Annotated in this window: 14 protein-coding genes; 10 read left to right on the forward strand and 4 right to left on the reverse strand. The window is 65.0% G+C overall.

Features of this window, described 5'->3' with window-relative positions; translation table 11 throughout:
- Positions 1 to 112 precede the first annotated feature (112 nt).
- The 7 genes from SB749_RS15415 to SB749_RS15445 all read left to right on the forward strand — a co-directional run bounded on the left by SB749_RS15415 (position 113) and on the right by SB749_RS15445 (position 9,384).
- Entirely contained in the window at positions 113 to 1,489 is a 1,377-nt protein-coding gene (locus tag SB749_RS15415) for an MFS transporter (protein ID WP_410711086.1), read from the forward strand.
- 281 nt (positions 1,490 to 1,770) lie between these two features.
- Positions 1,771 to 2,565: a DeoR/GlpR family DNA-binding transcription regulator gene (locus SB749_RS15420; protein ID WP_410711087.1), complete on the forward strand. Its 795-nt coding sequence runs from the start codon at positions 1,771 to 1,773 to the stop codon at positions 2,563 to 2,565.
- Positions 2,562 to 3,749 (forward strand): 1-phosphofructokinase family hexose kinase, encoded by a 1,188-nt coding sequence (locus SB749_RS15425; protein WP_410711088.1) that lies wholly within the window; start codon positions 2,562 to 2,564, stop codon positions 3,747 to 3,749. The genes SB749_RS15420 and SB749_RS15425 overlap by 4 nt, the downstream gene beginning before the upstream one ends.
- On the forward strand, positions 3,746 to 5,950 hold the full coding sequence (locus SB749_RS15430; protein WP_410711089.1) for a fructose-specific PTS transporter subunit EIIC: 2,205 nt from the start codon (positions 3,746 to 3,748) through the stop codon (positions 5,948 to 5,950). The genes SB749_RS15425 and SB749_RS15430 overlap by 4 nt, the downstream gene beginning before the upstream one ends.
- A gap of 38 nt (positions 5,951 to 5,988) precedes the next feature.
- Positions 5,989 to 7,659 (forward strand): phosphoenolpyruvate--protein phosphotransferase, encoded by a 1,671-nt coding sequence (gene ptsP, locus SB749_RS15435; RefSeq protein WP_410711090.1) that lies wholly within the window; start codon positions 5,989 to 5,991, stop codon positions 7,657 to 7,659.
- A 121-nt stretch (positions 7,660 to 7,780) separates the two neighbouring features.
- A complete protein-coding gene (locus SB749_RS15440; protein ID WP_025778672.1) occupies positions 7,781 to 8,062 on the forward strand; it encodes an HPr family phosphocarrier protein in 282 nt (93 codons plus the stop codon).
- 53 nt (positions 8,063 to 8,115) lie between these two features.
- Entirely contained in the window at positions 8,116 to 9,384 is a 1,269-nt protein-coding gene (locus SB749_RS15445) for a class I SAM-dependent methyltransferase (protein ID WP_410711091.1), read from the forward strand.
- Positions 9,385 to 9,440: 56 nt separating this feature from the next.
- Here SB749_RS15445 and SB749_RS15450 read toward each other — a convergent pair whose 3' ends face one another.
- The 4 genes from SB749_RS15450 to SB749_RS15465 all read right to left on the reverse strand — a co-directional run bounded on the left by SB749_RS15450 (position 9,441) and on the right by SB749_RS15465 (position 14,228).
- Positions 9,441 to 10,412, reverse strand: a complete 972-nt coding sequence (locus SB749_RS15450; RefSeq protein ID WP_410711092.1) for an HAAS signaling domain-containing protein — start codon at positions 10,410 to 10,412, stop codon at positions 9,441 to 9,443.
- The gene (locus tag SB749_RS15455; protein WP_410711093.1) at positions 10,409 to 10,756 is read right to left on the reverse strand and encodes a PadR family transcriptional regulator; all 348 of its coding nucleotides are present in this window, start codon (positions 10,754 to 10,756) and stop codon (positions 10,409 to 10,411) included. Before SB749_RS15455 ends, SB749_RS15450 begins: the two co-directional genes overlap by 4 nt.
- A gap of 448 nt (positions 10,757 to 11,204) precedes the next feature.
- Positions 11,205 to 12,569, reverse strand: a complete 1,365-nt coding sequence (locus SB749_RS15460; protein ID WP_410711094.1) for an APC family permease — start codon at positions 12,567 to 12,569, stop codon at positions 11,205 to 11,207.
- Between the two features lie 12 nt (positions 12,570 to 12,581).
- Positions 12,582 to 14,228: an amidohydrolase gene (locus SB749_RS15465; protein ID WP_410711095.1), complete on the reverse strand. Its 1,647-nt coding sequence runs from the start codon at positions 14,226 to 14,228 to the stop codon at positions 12,582 to 12,584.
- 134 nt (positions 14,229 to 14,362) lie between these two features.
- On the opposite strand from SB749_RS15465, the gene SB749_RS15470 reads away from it, so the two are divergent.
- The 3 genes from SB749_RS15470 to SB749_RS15480 all read left to right on the forward strand — a co-directional run bounded on the left by SB749_RS15470 (position 14,363) and on the right by SB749_RS15480 (position 16,136).
- On the forward strand, positions 14,363 to 14,992 hold the full coding sequence (locus tag SB749_RS15470; protein ID WP_135808726.1) for a TetR/AcrR family transcriptional regulator C-terminal domain-containing protein: 630 nt from the start codon (positions 14,363 to 14,365) through the stop codon (positions 14,990 to 14,992).
- Positions 14,993 to 15,072: 80 nt separating this feature from the next.
- Entirely contained in the window at positions 15,073 to 15,510 is a 438-nt protein-coding gene (locus SB749_RS15475; RefSeq protein ID WP_410711096.1) for an ASCH domain-containing protein, read from the forward strand.
- Positions 15,507 to 16,136, forward strand: coding sequence for a maleylpyruvate isomerase family mycothiol-dependent enzyme (locus SB749_RS15480; protein ID WP_410711097.1), 630 nt, complete (start codon positions 15,507 to 15,509; stop codon positions 16,134 to 16,136). Before SB749_RS15475 ends, SB749_RS15480 begins: the two co-directional genes overlap by 4 nt.
- The last annotated feature ends 72 nt before the right edge of the window (positions 16,137 to 16,208 follow it).

Consider the following 16,208-nt stretch of genomic DNA (forward strand, 5'->3'; position numbering starts at 1 on the left):
TCGGCCATCCGAGTGCAGATCTCAATTACCGACCGAATCGTCGGTTCCGTCGATGCGGCAGTAAGGTGACTTGGGCGCTTTTGCGCCGTGTACGAGCGAGAAAGAAGAAGCATTGACAGATCAGAATACGCATCTCGACCAGGCAGAAGCCGGTGAGACCCCAACGCAGAAGAAGTCGGAATGGCAGACGGTCAAGGCCATCATGGCGGCATCGTCGGGCAACCTCGTCGAGTGGTTCGACTTCTACATCTACGCCTTCTTCAGCGTGTACTTCGCCGATCAGTTCTTCGTTGCTGACAACCAGGCGCTGTCCCTCATGCAGGCCGCAGGCGTCTTCTTCGTCGGCTTCCTCATGCGTCCCATCGGCGGCTATATCTTCGGTCGCGCCGCCGACCGCCTCGGGCGCAAGAATTCGATGCTCATCTCCATTCTGCTCATGTGCGCCGGCTCGCTGATGATGGCGCTGCTGCCCACGAGCGCGGTCGTCGGCTCTTGGGCCGCGATCCTGCTGCTCATCGTGCGCATGATCCAGGGCCTGGCCGTCGGCGGCGAATACGGCGCCACCGCCACCTACATGTCCGAGGTCGCCACCGAGGGCAAGCGAGGCTTCTACTCCTCCTTCCAGTACGTCACCCTCATCGGTGGTCAGCTGCTGGCCAGCCTGCTGGCCGTCATCATGACCCACACTCTGGGCACCGATCAGATCGAAGCCGGCTGGTGGCGACTGCCCTTCGCCATCGGCGCCGCCGCCGCGATCGTCTCCCTGTGGCTGCGCCGCGGTCTTGAGGAGACCACCTCGGCGGACACCCGCAAGGACGAGAACTCCGGCAGCTTCCGCGAAGTGCTGCGCCACCCGCGCGCCTTCTTCGTCGTGCTCGGCATCACCAGCGTCGGATCGCTCGTCTTCTACGTCTTCACCACCTACATGCAGAAGTTCCTGCTGCTGCAGAACGAAGGCACCCCGGGTGAAGCCGTGTTCAACAAGGGCTCCATTGCCGACCTCATGACCATCTGCCTGCTCATCTTCGTCGTCATGCAGCCCATCGCCGGCAAGATCTCGGACAAGATCGGCCGCAAGAACAACATGCTCATCTTCGTCATCGGAATGATCGCGCTGCCCATCCCGCTGCTCGGCATGATCGGCAAGGCCGATTCCGTCCTCACCGCAGGGATCCTCATCGTCATCGCCATGGCGTTCATCAGCATGTACACCTCGATCTCCGGAATCGTGAAGGCCGAGATGTTCCCCGCCCACATCCGCGGAATCGGCGTCGGCTTCACCTATGCGGTCGGCAACTCGCTGTTCGGCGGCTCCGCCGAGTACGTCGCGCTGTGGTTCCGCAACGCGGGAATCGGCACCTGGTTCGCCGTCTACGTCGTCGTCATCGCGATCGTCGGCTTCGTTGCCGTGGCCTTCATGCACGACAACCGCAAACACTCGACGATCGACAACGCCGACTCCTCGGCGTACAAACGCATCGGCAGCTGATCGCTTTACTGCTGCCCCTATCGCCGAGGCGGCCCACCCTGACCGTGAACGACGAGTGCCCCGGAACGCTGAGTTCCGGGGCACTCGTCATTCATCGGCCTCCCCGCCTCGGGTGAGCCTCCTTGCCCGGTCGACCACAATCCGATGTGGGAATGGTTGGAAAAATGTTGGAATGTGATTGACGGTGTGTGAATAGAGTCCTAAGATCGATCAAACCAACAGATAGCCACGTGGCTATTCGTCCGAATCGACGATGCGCCGCGCGAAGGGAAAGGCCGGACGTGTTCGCTGAAGAACGGCAACGCCGCATCGCTGAGCTGGTCAGCGAAGCGGGCAGGGTCAATGTGACCGACCTGGCCGCCGATTTCGACATCACCACGGAAACCGTCCGACGCGACCTCGCCGCCCTCGAAAAGGCCGGAGTCCTCCAGCGCGTCCATGGGGGCGCGGTGCCGTGCCGTCCCCACAGCCTCGAAGAGCCGACCTTCGACGATCGTGAGATCCACAATCTCGATGCGAAGACCGCGATCGCCCGGTCCGCGCTGAGCCTGTTGGAGGAGACGATGAGCATTTCCGTGGACGGCGGCACGACCTGCGCGGCTTTCGCCCGTGCGATCGCCGACGAAGCCCATGGCCGCCTCGTCGCCGGACAGACGCCGCGACAGCTGCGTGTCATCACGAACTCCCTGTCCGCCATCGACAGTCTGGCCGGTGCGCCCGGCGTCGAGATCTTCGTCCTCCCCGGCCGGTTCCGCCCGGTCACGCGGGCCATGGTCGGACCACAGACGATCTCGGCCGTCGAAGGCCATCGAGTGGATCTCGCGGTGCTCGGCACCAATGGACTCAGCGGTGACGGCGTCTCCACGCCCGACCATGACGAGGCGGCGACGAAGTCGGCGTTTGTGTCCTCCGGACGCAGGGTCGCTGTGCTCGCCGACTCCGCAAAGTTCGATGCCGTCTCTCTGGTGCGATTCGCGGAACTCGACCAGATCGATGTCCTCATCACCGATGAGACGCCAGAAGAGCCGTTGTCGGCCGATCTGGAGACCGCGGAAGTCGAGGTCGTCACTCCGTGATCCTCACCCTCACAGCCAACCCCAGCCTCGACCGGACCATCGAATTGTCCGGACCGGTTCTCCGGGGCCAGGTACAGCGTGCCGTCTGGGCCGGACAGCAGCCCGGCGGCAAGGGAGTCAATGTCTCCCGTGCCGTGGCGGCCGCCGACCGTGACACCCTCGCGGTCCTGCCCGGAGACCTCGACGACCCGGTGCTCACCGGACTCGACGCGATCGGACTGGCCCATCGCTCCGTTCCCACCGGCACACCGCTGCGGTCCAATATCACTGTCACGGAACCTGACGGTACGACCACGAAGATCAACGAACCAGGTTCGCCCCTGAGTTCGCAGACTCAGAACGCACTGCTCGACCTCGTCGCCGAGCAGGCAGCCGGTGCGAGCTGGGTCGTCCTGGCCGGTTCGCTGCCTCCTGGAGTCGACGATGACTTCTACGCCCGCGCGATCGAGCGCATCCGCGAGTTGGACAGTCCGCCGCTGATCGCCGTCGACACCTCCGGTGCTCCTCTGACTGCGGCCCTGATGGCCTCACCGGATCTCATCAAACCGAACGCCGAAGAACTCGCCGAGCTCCTCAACGCCGCGGGGCTCCTGCACGCCGCCGGCATCCGCGATGATGCCAGAGCGCACAGCGACTGCGGTGCGTCCGATTCACGCGACGCCGCCGAGCCGTTCCAACCCGTCGAACCCCTCGGCACCGGCGAATTGCACATGATCGCCGACCGGCTGGAATCCTCACCGCAGCTCGCGGCCCGCGCCACATCGACCCTGCTCAACGCGCGCGGCTCCCGCCCGCGGTCGATCCTTGCGACCTTGGGCGCCGGCGGCGCAGTCCTCGCCCAGCCGGACACCGCCTGGCATGCCCAGCATCCGCCGATGGAGGTCGTGAGCACCGTGGGCGCGGGCGACTCCACCCTTGCCGGGTATCTGCTGGGTCTGACCGCCGGCCGTGAACCCGAGGCGGCCCTGGCCCGAGCCGTCGCCTACGGAGCTGCGGCCGCCCGTCTGCGCGGAACCGGGGTGCCGAGCCCGGCGGACGCCCGGACCGACGCGGTGACCCTGACGCCACTAGAGACACCCGCAGCACCGCTGGCAGGCAGTCCCACAGCACTTACAGACACGCATTCCGACGACACTTCCCACCGACATGAGGGCACAGCCCCCGAAGCCGAGGAGGCACGATGACTTCGCTCATCACAACAGACCTGGTGGTCCTCGACGCGGATCAGGGGACGGAGTCGTCCGCTGTCATCCGCGCCCTGGCCGCCACGATCTCCGAACAGGGCCGCGCGAACTCCGCAGACGGATTGGCGGCCGCGGCGATCGCCCGCGAAGAGAAGACCCCGACAGGCGTTCCCGGCGGTATCGCCATCCCGCACGCTCGCACCGAGGCGGTCACCGAACCCAGCCTCGCAATGGCCCGCCTGAACCCGCCGGTCGACTTCGGTGCCAAGGACGGCCCCGCCGACCTCGTGTTCATGATCGCCGCCCCGGAGGGCGCCGGGAAGGACCACCTCAAGCTCCTGTCGAAACTCGCGCGGTCGCTGGTGAAGAAGGACTTCGTCGCCTCCCTGCGCGCGGCGACGACCGAGCAGGAAGTCGTCGACCTCGTCGAAACCGCCCTCGGCTTGCGAGAGACGACCGAAGAGCAGACCGGCACCGAGGCGGCCCCCACCGGCGCATCCACCGCCGGTGCCGCTGCGGACCCCGCCAGCACCGAGGCGGCACCCACTGAGACCACCGCAGGCTCGACCGACCACCCTCGCCGCGTCGTCGCCGTCACGGCCTGCCCGACGGGAATTGCCCACACCTATATGGCCGCCGACGCCCTCGCCCAGGCCGGGTCCGAGATGGGCATCGACGTCGTTACCGAAACCCAGGGATCGAGCGGCACGACCCCGATCGACCAGTCCGTCATCGATTCCGCCGACGCCGTCGTCTTCGCCGTCGACGTCGATGTCCGCGACAAGGCCCGCTTCGCCGGCAAACCCTATGTGCAGGTGCCGGTCAAGGCCGGAATCGATGATCCGCAGGGCCTCATCACGAAAGCCCTCGCCGAGGCGGACGCCCCCAACGGCCGCAGGCTGGCCGCCGCTCACGCCTCCGCCGACGAATCGTCCTCGGCAGGAAACTCTCGCGAAAGCATCGGCGCCCACCTCAAACGCGTGCTGCTGACCGGTGTCAGCTACATGATCCCCTTCGTCGCCGCCGGCGGACTGCTCATGGCACTGGGGTTCCTCCTCGGCGGATTCGACATCCCCGACTACGCCGAGGACATCGTCCTGGGCAACTCCCTGTGGAACCTGCCCACCGAATACGGTGACCTGGCACTCGGACCCGTCGGCGCCTACCTGGGCGCCGTGGCCTTCCAGATCGGCAACCTGTCGATGAGCTTCCTCGTCGCCGCCCTGGCCGGATACATCGCCTACGGCATCGCCGACCGCCCCGGAATCGCTCCCGGCTTCACCGTCGGCGCCGTCGCCGTGCTCATGGGCGCAGGGTTCATCGGAGGCATCATCGGCGGACTCCTCGCCGGCTATATCGCCCACTGGATCGGCTCCTTCGCCGCACCGAGGTGGCTGCGCGGACTCATGCCCGTCGTCATCATCCCGCTGGTCGCCTCCCTCGTCTCCTCCGGCCTGATGTTCATGGTCCTCGGCGGACCGATCAGCGCCCTGACCAAGGGCCTCGACAGCTGGCTGAGCTCGATGACCGGAACCGCCGCCGTTGTCCTCGGGCTCATCCTCGGCGCCATGATGGCCATCGACCTGGGCGGCCCCGTCAACAAGGTCGCGTACTCCTTCGCCGTCGCCGGCCTCGCCGCCGGCTCCGTCGACAACCCCGTGCCGTGGGAGATCATGGCCACGGTGATGGCCGCCGGCATGGTTCCGCCCCTGGCCATGGCACTGGCCACCGCCGTCCGCCCGCGCATCTTCTCTCAAGCTGAGAAGGAGAACGGAAAGGCCGCTTGGCTGCTCGGCGCCGCATTCATCTCCGAAGGCGCGATCCCCTTCGCCGCCTCCGATCCGCTGCGCGTGATCCCCGCGTCGGTCGTCGGTGCCAGCGTCACGGGCGGGATGACGATGGCCTTCTCCGTCACCAGCCAGGCCCCACACGGCGGAGTGTTCGTCTTCTTCGCCATCGACTCGTTCCTGCTGTTCCTGCTCTCCGTCGTCGTCGGCACGCTCATCAGCGCCGTGTTGGTGCTCGCGCTCAAGATCTTCGTCCGCAAGGGCGGGAAGGCAGGCTTCGCCGAGGCGGCCGACCGGTCCGCATCGGCGACGACTGCAGCCGCGTCGACCGGTCCGACCACCGGATCCGGTTCGGCCGGTGAGGCTGAGCAGGCCGAACCGGTATCGTCGAACGCTGACGCCACACGAGTCTGACCGCTCTCACCGAAGAGGCAAGACAGGAAGGAATGGGGATGTCCGCAGAGTTCTCAGGCATCGGAGTCGTACCCGGACGGGTCATCGCCCCGGCGCTGACCATGCCCGACCCCGTGTCCGCACCCGTGGCGAAGCCGGCTCCGGCCGATCCCGAGGCGGAGGCGAACAGGATCCGTGAGGCCTCGGCCGCCGTCCACGCCGAACTGCGTGAGCGAGCCGAATCCGTCACCGGAGACGCCCGTGACGTGCTCAAAGCCACGGCACTCATGGCCAAGGACCCGACCTTGGTGAAGACGGCGATCAAACGCCTGTCCGAGACCGACGCGGAGACCGCGATCTGGACGGTGGCCGCCGAGACCGCCGCGCAGCTGGAGAAGCTCGGCGGCTATATGGCCGAACGCGCAGCCGACGTCCTCGATGTCCGTGCCCGCCTCGTCGCCCATCTGCGCGGAGTGCCCGCACCCGGGATTCCACACGCGGCCGAGCCCTTCGTGCTCATCGCCACGGATCTCGCTCCCGCCGACACCGCGACACTCGAACCGGAGCTGGTCGTCGGACTCGTCTGCGCAGAGGGCGGACCGCAGAGCCATACGGCCATCCTCGCCAGGTCGCTGGGCATTCCCGCCGTGGTGGCGGCCTCCGGCGTCCGCGACATCACCGGCGGCACACCGGTCTTCCTCGATGGCGGTACCGGCGTCCTGCGCACCGAACCCGGTGCGACAGAGACCGGCCTCGTCGAGGCGTGGACGGAGACAGCCGGTCGGCTGCAGTCATTCACCGGACCCTGTCTCCTGAGCGACGGCACACGGATTCCGCTGCGTGCGAATGTCGGAGACGGCGCTCAAGCACGGGCAGCGGCGGCCGCCGGTGCCGAAGGCGTCGGTCTGCTGCGCACCGAGTTCTGCTTCCTCGATCGCGACACCGAACCCAGCGTCGAAGAACAGGCCGAAGCCTACGGGCAGGTATTCGCGGCCTTCGACGATCACAAGGTCGTCGTGCGCACCCTCGACGCCGGAGCCGACAAACCTCTGCCGTTCCTCACCGACTCCGATGAACCGAACCCGGCCCTGGGTGTACGTGGCTTCCGGACCAACCGCAGGGCTCAGGGCGTCCTCGAACGTCAGCTCGAGGCAATCGCGCTGGCGGCCTCGAAGCATGCGGTGACCGTCCACGTCATGGCTCCGATGATCGCCACCGCAGACGAGGCCCGGCAGTTCTCCGAACTCGTCCATGCGGCAGGACTCCCCACTGCCGGTGTCATGGTCGAGGTTCCCTCAGCAGCGTTGCAGGCGGCCACGATCCTCGAGGAAGTCGAGTTCGCGTCCATCGGCACGAACGATCTCACCCAGTACGTCATGGCCTCCGACCGCATGCTCGGCGGTCTGGCCGAACTCAGTGACTCCTGGCAGCCGGCAGTCCTGCAGCTCATCGGCATGGCCGCCGCCCAAGGAGCTGCGGCGGAGAAGTCGGTGGGCGTGTGCGGAGAGGCCGCAGCCGATCCGGCATTGGCCGTCGTGCTCGTCGGTCTCGGAGTCACCAGCCTGTCCATGGCGCCCCGAGCGCTGCCTGCCGTCGCCGAGGTGCTGTCCGGTGTCTCCCTGGAGCGGGCACAGCAGATCGCCGGCAGCGCACTTGCGGCGCGCAGCCCGAGCGAGGCGAAGGCCGCGGTGCGAGCCGAGCTGCCGATCCTCGACGAGCTCGGCCTGTGAGTCCGGCCGTCGGGGGAGTGACCCCGTGACATACTCAGCACCACCACAGACACCACCAACAGGAAACGCCGAAACACCGGGCAGGCCGAACCACGGCCGGTCTGATCAGGAAGGACAACTCATGGCAGAGACCATCGCAACAGTCGGAAGCACCGTCGGCCTGCACGCCCGTCCAGCAGCACTGCTGGCCGAGGCCGCCGCAGACTATGACCTCGAGATCACTATCGCCTTGGAGGGAGAACCGGCCGAGGACGCCCTCGATGCGGCCAGCGTGCTCTCCCTCATGGGCCTCGGCGCGGAATACGGTCAGAAGGTCGTTCTGCGCGCCGAGGGTGACGGAGCCGACGAAGCACTGGCCGACCTCAAGCAGCTCATCGAGACCGACCACGACGCCGAAGGCTGAGCGGCACACCCGCGAGGAGGCGGCGACCGGTCCGCTCAGTCTAGACTGATCGAATGTCCGCCTCCCTGCTGCCCTCTGACTCTGCCGCCGCCCACCGCAGCCGGGATCTGCTGGCGGAATTCCCCCAGCTGAGCGACTTGCCCGGTCTGCCGCAGGCGCGGATGCTCATCGACTACGTCATCGGTCGTCGCTGCGGAGCCCTCGACGTCTCGGGCCGAGACACCGAAGGCACCTTCGTCGCCGCCGAACTCTCAGCCGAGGTCCCCGAGAACCTCATCCTCGTCGACGATGCGCACGGTCTGCAGGCGACCCTGCTCAGCCGTCTGACTCAGGTATGCACATACAACGACCGTCTCGACGAGGCACGTACCTTGGCCGCGGCGGTCGAGTCCCTGGCCGGAGCCGGCGAATTCGCCGGGGAGGCCGTCACCGAGGCGGCCCCCGTACTGGCGGTGAGCGAGCTCAGTGAGATCGCGGGACTGGCCGAACTCGGTGTGGGGGAGACGTGGGCCGTCGTCAACGCTCCGAAGGCGACGAATGCGCTCACCGAGACGATCGCGGTGCTGCAGCCATTCGTGAGCACCATCATCGTCATCGGCCGCAGCGATGCGATGAGTCGCGGCGTCAACAAGGAACTTGCCCGCGGCTTCGGCCGAGTCGATGTCTCGCCCGGGGTCGGCAAGCACCGGATGATCATCGGCAGCCGCCCCCTGTCCTCGCCGAGCCTGCCGGAGTTCCCACGCCGCGGGGTGATCTCCCATCGCGGCGTCGGCGAGTTCGAAGTCCGTGCACATGGGGCCTGCTTCTCCGGGACGAAGAGCGATGAGGGCTCAGCGCTGCTCATCGACTCACTGCTGGGACTGCTTGACGACGAGGCGCCGGAATCCGTGCTCGACCTCGGCTGCGGCAACGGCTGGCTGCTCACAGCAGCGATGCGGGCCTCGGGAGCGAATACGGGACTCGGCATCGATGTGTCGAAGGCGGCGGTCGCCTCGGCGAGGGCCACAGCGGAGGCGAACGGGGTCGACGTCGACATCATCCTCAGCGATGCCGCGGACTCGGGGGAGCCGGCGCTCGCTGGCCTGGGCGAATTCGATTTGATCCTGCTCAATCCGCCTTTCCATCAGGGAACGGCAATCGAGACCGAGACGGCCGCGGCGCTCATGGCCACGGCCGCCGAACATCTGGCTCCGGGCGGGCAGGTGCTCACGGTGTTCAATTCGCACCTGCGCTACCGGGATCGTCTCGAATCGATCATCGGACCGAGTCGGCAGCTGGCCCGGAACAAGAAGTTCACGGTCATCGCCAGTCGCCGCGACTGAGATCTCTCAGCAGCTGCGCGATCGGGTGGGCTGGTGTCCGTCCCGATCGCACAACCTCACCGACGATTGCGGCGATAGATTCGCCAGGTGCTGACCTGGTCCCAGGCGGTGATGATCCAGATCGCGATGACCGTGATGATCTGTTGGACGTCGGCGTTCGCGGTGTTCGTGAGCTCGGGGTGGAGGACCGGCTGAGTGAGCAGCGCAATGGTCAGGAAGACAGCCATCGCGAGGTCGACGATTCCGCCGAAGAGGGCCACGGTCGGTTTCGCCGAGGCGGTCGTGAACTTGATGATCTCGACCACGGCCATGAGCGCGAGGAACGCCCAGTAGCCGACCAACCATCCGACGCCGAGATCGGGGTTGATGAACGTCTCCCCATCGTTGAGGTGACCGACGTAGAGCAGGGTCGTCGGGATGAGCGGGACCGTTGCCAGGGCGACGATGAAGACCAGCCCGAGCCCCGCCTCGGCGCGGATCTGCTTGCCGTGGGAATCACGTCGGTCGAGATCATCAACCGTCCACGTGCCCGGCTTCCGTTTCCGAAGCGAATTGGCTGCGCCGCCGTCCATTCCGCGGTCGCCGAGGCCGATGATGATCGTGATCGCGGCGAATGCGGTCAACAGGGCGATGACCGTGTTGCCCGCCGCCTTGCCGATGATCTCTCCGATCTGGACTCCGGGGGAGATGGCGATGGTGGTCACGACGTTTGTGAGAACGGCGAGCAGACCGACGACGGGCAGGACCCAGCGCAGCGCCCAGACGAAGACCGGGTAGGAATTCGGGCCGATGAGGTGCTGCGGCGAGTTCGAGTACTCCCGCGACCGCGCGACGGGGTCGCCGAGTTCCTCAAGGACATCGCGTTCGACGGCGGCCGTGTGATCCGGGGACGTGTCCGCATCCTCGCCGAGGCGGGCGTCGACCATATCGTCGATCGTGGCGGTGATCTCGGCGGCGATGTCGGGCCGGGAGTCTTCGGGGAGGTGGCGGGTGACGTTGTCGACGTAGATTTCGGTGAGCGCACTCATGGTGTGCCGTCCTTCCAGAGCTGGGTGATGCTGGAGTTGAGTTCGAGCCAGTGGCTGTGCAGTGCGGCGGCGACTTCGGCGCCGCTGTCGGTGAGTGTGTAGTACTTGCGGGGGCGGGCTTGTTCGGTGTTCCAAACCGATGTGAGCAGGCCCTGTTTCTCGAGCCGTCGCAGCAGGGGGTAGAGGGTGTTGGCCTCGGTGGCGATGCCTGCTTCAGTCAGCGTCGTCAGCAGCGAGTAGCCGTACTGCGGCCGTCGACAGGCGACGAGGCTGGCGAAGACCACGGTGCCGCGTCGCAGCTCCTGTTCGTGGGTGGCCAGTGCCTTGTCTTCATCCTCGTTCATGTATCACACGATAGTGTGTGACACACACTATTACAAGAAGCGGGGTATTTTTTCTGCGGGATGGTGAGCGGCACGGCGATACACGGTGCAGCGTACGTGACGGCAGACCACCGGCGTCGACAGCCGTTTTTGTATAGGTTCCTCTCAGCTGATCAGGTCCCTCGGGGGGCATTTTGGAGCAGGGTGTACCAAACCTGAGGCCGCGCCCGGCAGAGGCTTCTGCGGTGCTGATGCTGCTTTCCAGGACTGCTGGATGTCCCCACAGCCCGGCAGGTGTGAGGAGCGTGGATGGCCGCCGGGTGAGTCATCGCCTGCGGGGTCTGGACGGTGAAGTCCCGGTCCCGCAGGCGATCAACGAAGCGCGATTGCGTCAGGCCCGTGCCATGACCTCCGGCTGTTCGGAGTCGGCGGAGTCAACGGCGAATTCGGAAAGCTGGGTGCGGAGGCGTCAGTCTGCCAGGTCGAGCATCGGTGTCGGCCGACGGAAACCTCGTGTGACGAAAGCGAGGTATCCGATTCCGAGAATCAGCCAGATTGCGCCGATGAGAAGAGTTCGCGGAGACAGGCTCGTCCACAGCCACAGGGTCAGACAGAATCCGATTCCCGGTAGAACGATCGAACTGAGAACAGCACGTGAACCACGATTCTTCTCGTCGATGATGAAGTGTTTGATGACCGACAGATTCACTGCTGAGAACGCGATCAGAGCACCGAAGCTGACCATCTCCGATATGAATGCGAGGTCGACGGCGAGCGCAAGCAGAGAGACTCCGCCGACTGTGAGAGTCGCAATCGTGGGTGTGTGAAAGCGCGGTGACAAGCGGCCGAAGTAGCTTTTCGGGAGCACGCCGTCTCGACCCATCGCGAAGAGAACGCGTGAGACTGATGCCTGCGAGGTCAGAGCTGAGCCGCATGCTCCGGCGACATAGGCGGCGGTGAAGAAGGCGGTGAGGAATTCGCCGCCGGCCGCCGCCATGACGTCAAGCGCGCCTGAATCGACATCGGCGAACTGATTCGACGGATAGACCAGCTGAGCCAGGTACGACAGAACAATGTAGATGAGGCCGCCGGTGACAGTGGCGATGACGATCGCGCGGGGGACTGCTCTCTTCGCGTCCTTGGCTTCCTCGGACAAAGTCGAGACCGCATCGAAGCCGAGGAAGGACAGACACAGAATAGCTGCGCCGGCCATGACGTTGTCGAATCCGGGTGCAGAGCCGTCACCGGTGAAAGGCGCCGCTAGGTCGACAGAACCGGATCCGGTGAATGAAGCGATGCCCAGTGCTGCGAAGACAACGATGAAAATAGCTTGAGCGGCGATGATGACGATGTTGGCCCGCGCAACGGAAACGATTCCGATGACGTTGAGGACCGTGACGAGAACAATGGCAGTGACGACGAAGACCCAGGCCGGAATCATTGGAAATGCTGCGCTGAGGTAGATGCCGATGACCAGATAGTTGATCATCGGCAAGAACAGATAGTCGAGAAGCAGCGCCCAGCCGGCAACGAAGCCGATTCCAGCTCCGAAGCTCTTCTGCGTGTACGTGTATGCCGAACCGGCAAAGGGCATCGCGGCGGCCATCTTCGCATATGACCTGGCGGTGAACACCATTGCCAGCAACGTGATGACGTAGGCAGCTGGGACGCGGCCGCCGGTGACTTGAGTGACGATTCCGTAGGTCGTGAAGACTGTCAGCGGAACCATATAGACGAGACCGAAGAAGACGAGTGAAGGTACTCCGAGCGCACGCTTCAGGTGGGTCTCGGAGGTGTCTTGAGCGGTGGCGCTGTGATTGGAATGGGACATCATTGTCCTTTCGATTCAGTCCGCTGAATGGACGGCCACGCCGCGCAGGTATGTGCGGCGAACTGGGGCGGCAGAGAGTTCCTGTGGAAGCAATGTTCGAGGATCCGAATCGAGAACGATGAAGTCGGCGCTCGCGCCCGGGCGGATCACTCCCCACTCGTCGGATCTATGGTCTGCAAATGCTTGGTGGGCCACCGCAGTCGAATAAGCGTCGAGAGAGCGTTCGATGTCGAGGATCTCTTCGGGAGTCCACCCGCCGTCGGGCTCACCGTCGTCGGTCTGTCTGCTCACGGCAACGGTGAGACCCTCGAGCGGCGCCCCTGAAGTGCAGGGCCAGTCCGAACCGAACGCAAGGTGCCCGCCGCTGTCGAGGACACTGCGCATCCGATATTGCGCCACGGCGCGTTCGCTGCCGATCCGGGGGACGGTGAGTACCGTCATGAGGTCATCGAGCTGGGCCCACAGAGGCTGCATATTCGCGATGACGCCGAGTTCAGCAAAGCGGGACAGGTCGGCAGAGTCGATGATCTGGGCATGCGCGATCACCGGTCGTCGATCACGGGCACCGTTGTGCCGGATTGTGTACTCGATGGCATCCAATGCCTGTCGAACGGCCGCGTCGCCGATGGCGTGGATGTGGATCTGAAAACCTGCCGCGTCGACCTCGCAGACCGCCTCTGCCAGCGAATCTCCTTCCCAGACTCGCATGCCGTGGTTGTGAAGGGAGGAGCAGTAGGGCTCGATGAGCGCACCGGTTTCGTTCTCGATGACTCCGTCGGCGAAGAACTTCACGGTCTGAGCGGTCAGGAATGGATCCGAAAGCTCCTCGATCCTTTGGCGCGCAGAGAGCATTTCGGGCAGTTGTTGCGTGAAGCGGCGGGGATCGGCGTAGAACGCGAGGTTGAATCGCAGTTTGAGCAGTTTCTGCTGAGAGGCGGACACATAGGTCTCGACATCGGCTGGCTCCACCCAGGCGTCCTGGACCCAAGTGACGCCTCGAGCCAGGTAATAATCGGCTGCCCGATCGAGAGCGCGGAGTCGGACGGAATCGTGGCGTGGCGGACGAACGGCGTCGATCAGATCAACTGCACCCCATTCACGCAGAGTGCCCAGCGGCGAGCCGTCGTCTCGGCGAGGAATCTCGCCTATCTGCGGCTCCGGGGTTGCGGCGGTGATTCCCGCGAGTTCCAATGCTCGAGAATTGCACCACACGGTGTGGTAGTCCCAAGCACGAAGGACGACCGGTCGGTCGGACACGGCTCTGTCGAGCCATTCGGCCTCGAAGAGTCCGTCGCGTACGAGGCTGCCGTCATATGAGGCACCAGTGATCCAGTCGTCGTCGGGATGAGCCTCCGCGTACCGTTTCACTTCGGCGATGATCTCTTCGACGCTCGTGCACGATCTCACCTGTGGGCCCTCTGCTTCCATGCCACCGAAGATCGGATGAGCATGGCCGTCGCCGAAGGACGGCATGAGGAACCCGCCGTCGAGATCGATGGACTCAAACTCTGCGCCGTCGTGGCACGAGACGCGATCGAGGACGGGAGCCACCGCGTGTGAACCAGTGGCAACGACGATGCCGTCTCGGGTCACCAGGGAGTCTGCAGGTTCGGCACCGGCACCTAGCCAGACCGTGCCGTTGTGGAAGTGCTGTGTCGTCAAGGCCGCCGTCCTCCTGCTCCATTGCGTATGGCCGGTCGCACCGGCGTTTACACGAACAGTGTTCGTGTGTGACTGGGAACACGATACACTGCTCGAAAGATGGAGGGAAGTGCGAAATTGAGAGCGAGCATTCTGTGAGATTGAATCAGGATCGGCTGGTTGATGCCGCGCTCGCGCTTGTCGACGACCTCGGAGAAGAGTCATTGTCTATGCGAACTCTGGCGGCTCGCGTCGACAGGCAGGTGTCCTCTCTGTACAACCATGTCTCCGGCCGAGGTGAACTCATCGAATTGATGCGCGCACGTATCGTGGCCGGAATCGACGTTCAAGTATTTTCTGGGATCGAGGAATCGTCGGAGAGCGTGCCGTGGGACAGAGCTCTGGAGCTGTGGGCCCGGTCGTATCTTAGGGCCTTTGCCGACCATCCGAACCTCATTCGATTGTTGGCCACGACCTCGATTCGAGACCTCTCAACGTATGAAATGTATGACTCAGTGATCGGTGGACTTCGTCGAGGGGGGTGGCCGCAGGGTCGGACTGTGGCGGTGATGCGGTCCGTTGAGGCCTATGTCCTCGGTTCCGCTCTGGACATCGTCGCTCCGGTCGACCTCATCACTCAAGAATCGGCCGGAGACAGATTTGCGGAGATTCGAGGTGCGCTGGATCCTCGATTCGGCGAGAACTCGTCAGCGGTGGCGTCCTTCGAGTTTGGGCTGACTAGCTTGATCCAAGGTCTGAAGCATCGGCTTGAGGCCTTGTCGTGAGTCATTCGGCAAGGCTCGATGTCACACTCGACTCGTTCTGGGTGCGGGTCCGCACTCGGAATCCAGACCTTCCGGAGAGGATGCCTGAAGCATGGGCCTTCGGCGCGACTCCCGAGCATGCGGACGACCTCCTCGCTCTCGTGCTGGCTGGGACCAAGACGGGCACCGCCTCGGCGCTGTGGGACATCGAAGCCGACGACGAATCCGTCCCCGAGGTGGGCGAACTGAGCATCATCCTCGACGGCCGAGACCGGCCGAGAGCCCTCATTGAAACCACGGCGATCGACATCGTTCCGTTCTGCGAGGTGACCGCCGAGCATGCCCATTCGGAAGGGGAGGGCGACCGAACCCTGGCCGCCTGGCGCGAGATCCATGAGCGCTTTTGGCAAGAGCATGGCCGGCGCGGGTTCTCGTTCGAGATGCCGGTCGTGTGCGAACGCTTCCGGTTGCTGTTCGACGGAGAAGACGAGGGGTGCGTCAGCGTCTCCGGCGACGAATCACAGGGGACGAGCACATGAACGAAGCCGAATACTGGGACCTCCTCCACGCGGAACGCGCGCGCCTGGCCGATCTGCTCTCCACGCTCGAAACGGAGCAGTGGGCGCTCGCCACTCTGTGTGCAGACTGGACGGTCGAGCAGGTCGTCGCCCACCTGACAGCCGCAGCTAACACCGGGAAGTGGGCCTGGATCCGCAGCATCGTTCGGGCGGGATTCGACCCGGCAAAGCACAACGCGCGACTGCTCGAGCGCCGCCTCGGTGGCTCACCTGAGGAGACCCTGGCGAAGTTCCGCGACTCGTCCGCTCTGACGATCGCCCCGACCAAAGACTTCGCAGCCTTCCTCGGCGAAGTCATCGTCCACGGACAGGACATCGCACGACCACTGGAACTCGACCTGACCCCTGGCGCCGAGGCGACCGTCGAGGTGGCCCGATACTTCGCCGCAAAAGACTTCGCAGTGAACTCGAAAACCCTGGTCAAAGGGCTGAAGCTCAGCGCTGCCGACGCCGACTTCGAAACCGGAAGCGGGCCGGAGGTGACCGGTCGTGTCCTCGACCTCGTCATGGCCATGGCCGGCCGACCGGAATCACTGACAGAGCTGACGGGCGGCGGAGTCGCCGAGCTCTGGCGACGGATGGACTGAAACCTCAGCGGTCGGAGCACTGCGACGCGCGTGCCGGAACAGCCCTGACGACGAGATGAACGTTGACGGGTG

It is taken from the genome of Brevibacterium sp. SIMBA_078 (assembly GCF_046534565.1).
In the GTDB taxonomy this organism is placed as follows: Bacteria; Actinomycetota; Actinomycetes; order Actinomycetales; family Brevibacteriaceae; genus Brevibacterium.

Coding starts and splice junctions, on each gene's coding strand:
- SB749_RS15430 (WP_410711089.1), top strand. CDS start 3,746: ATGACTTCGCTCATCACAACAGACCTGGTGGTCCTCGACGCGGATCAG.
- ptsP (WP_410711090.1), top strand. CDS start 5,989: ATGTCCGCAGAGTTCTCAGGCATCGGAGTCGTACCCGGACGGGTCATC.
- SB749_RS15440 (WP_025778672.1), top strand. CDS start 7,781: ATGGCAGAGACCATCGCAACAGTCGGAAGCACCGTCGGCCTGCACGCC.
- SB749_RS15445 (WP_410711091.1), top strand. CDS start 8,116: ATGTCCGCCTCCCTGCTGCCCTCTGACTCTGCCGCCGCCCACCGCAGC.
- SB749_RS15450 (WP_410711092.1), bottom strand. CDS start 10,412: ATGAGTGCGCTCACCGAAATCTACGTCGACAACGTCACCCGCCACCTC.
- SB749_RS15455 (WP_410711093.1), bottom strand. CDS start 10,756: ATGAACGAGGATGAAGACAAGGCACTGGCCACCCACGAACAGGAGCTG.
- SB749_RS15460 (WP_410711094.1), bottom strand. CDS start 12,569: ATGATGTCCCATTCCAATCACAGCGCCACCGCTCAAGACACCTCCGAG.
- SB749_RS15475 (WP_410711096.1), top strand. CDS start 15,073: ATGCCTGAAGCATGGGCCTTCGGCGCGACTCCCGAGCATGCGGACGAC.
- SB749_RS15480 (WP_410711097.1), top strand. CDS start 15,507: ATGAACGAAGCCGAATACTGGGACCTCCTCCACGCGGAACGCGCGCGC.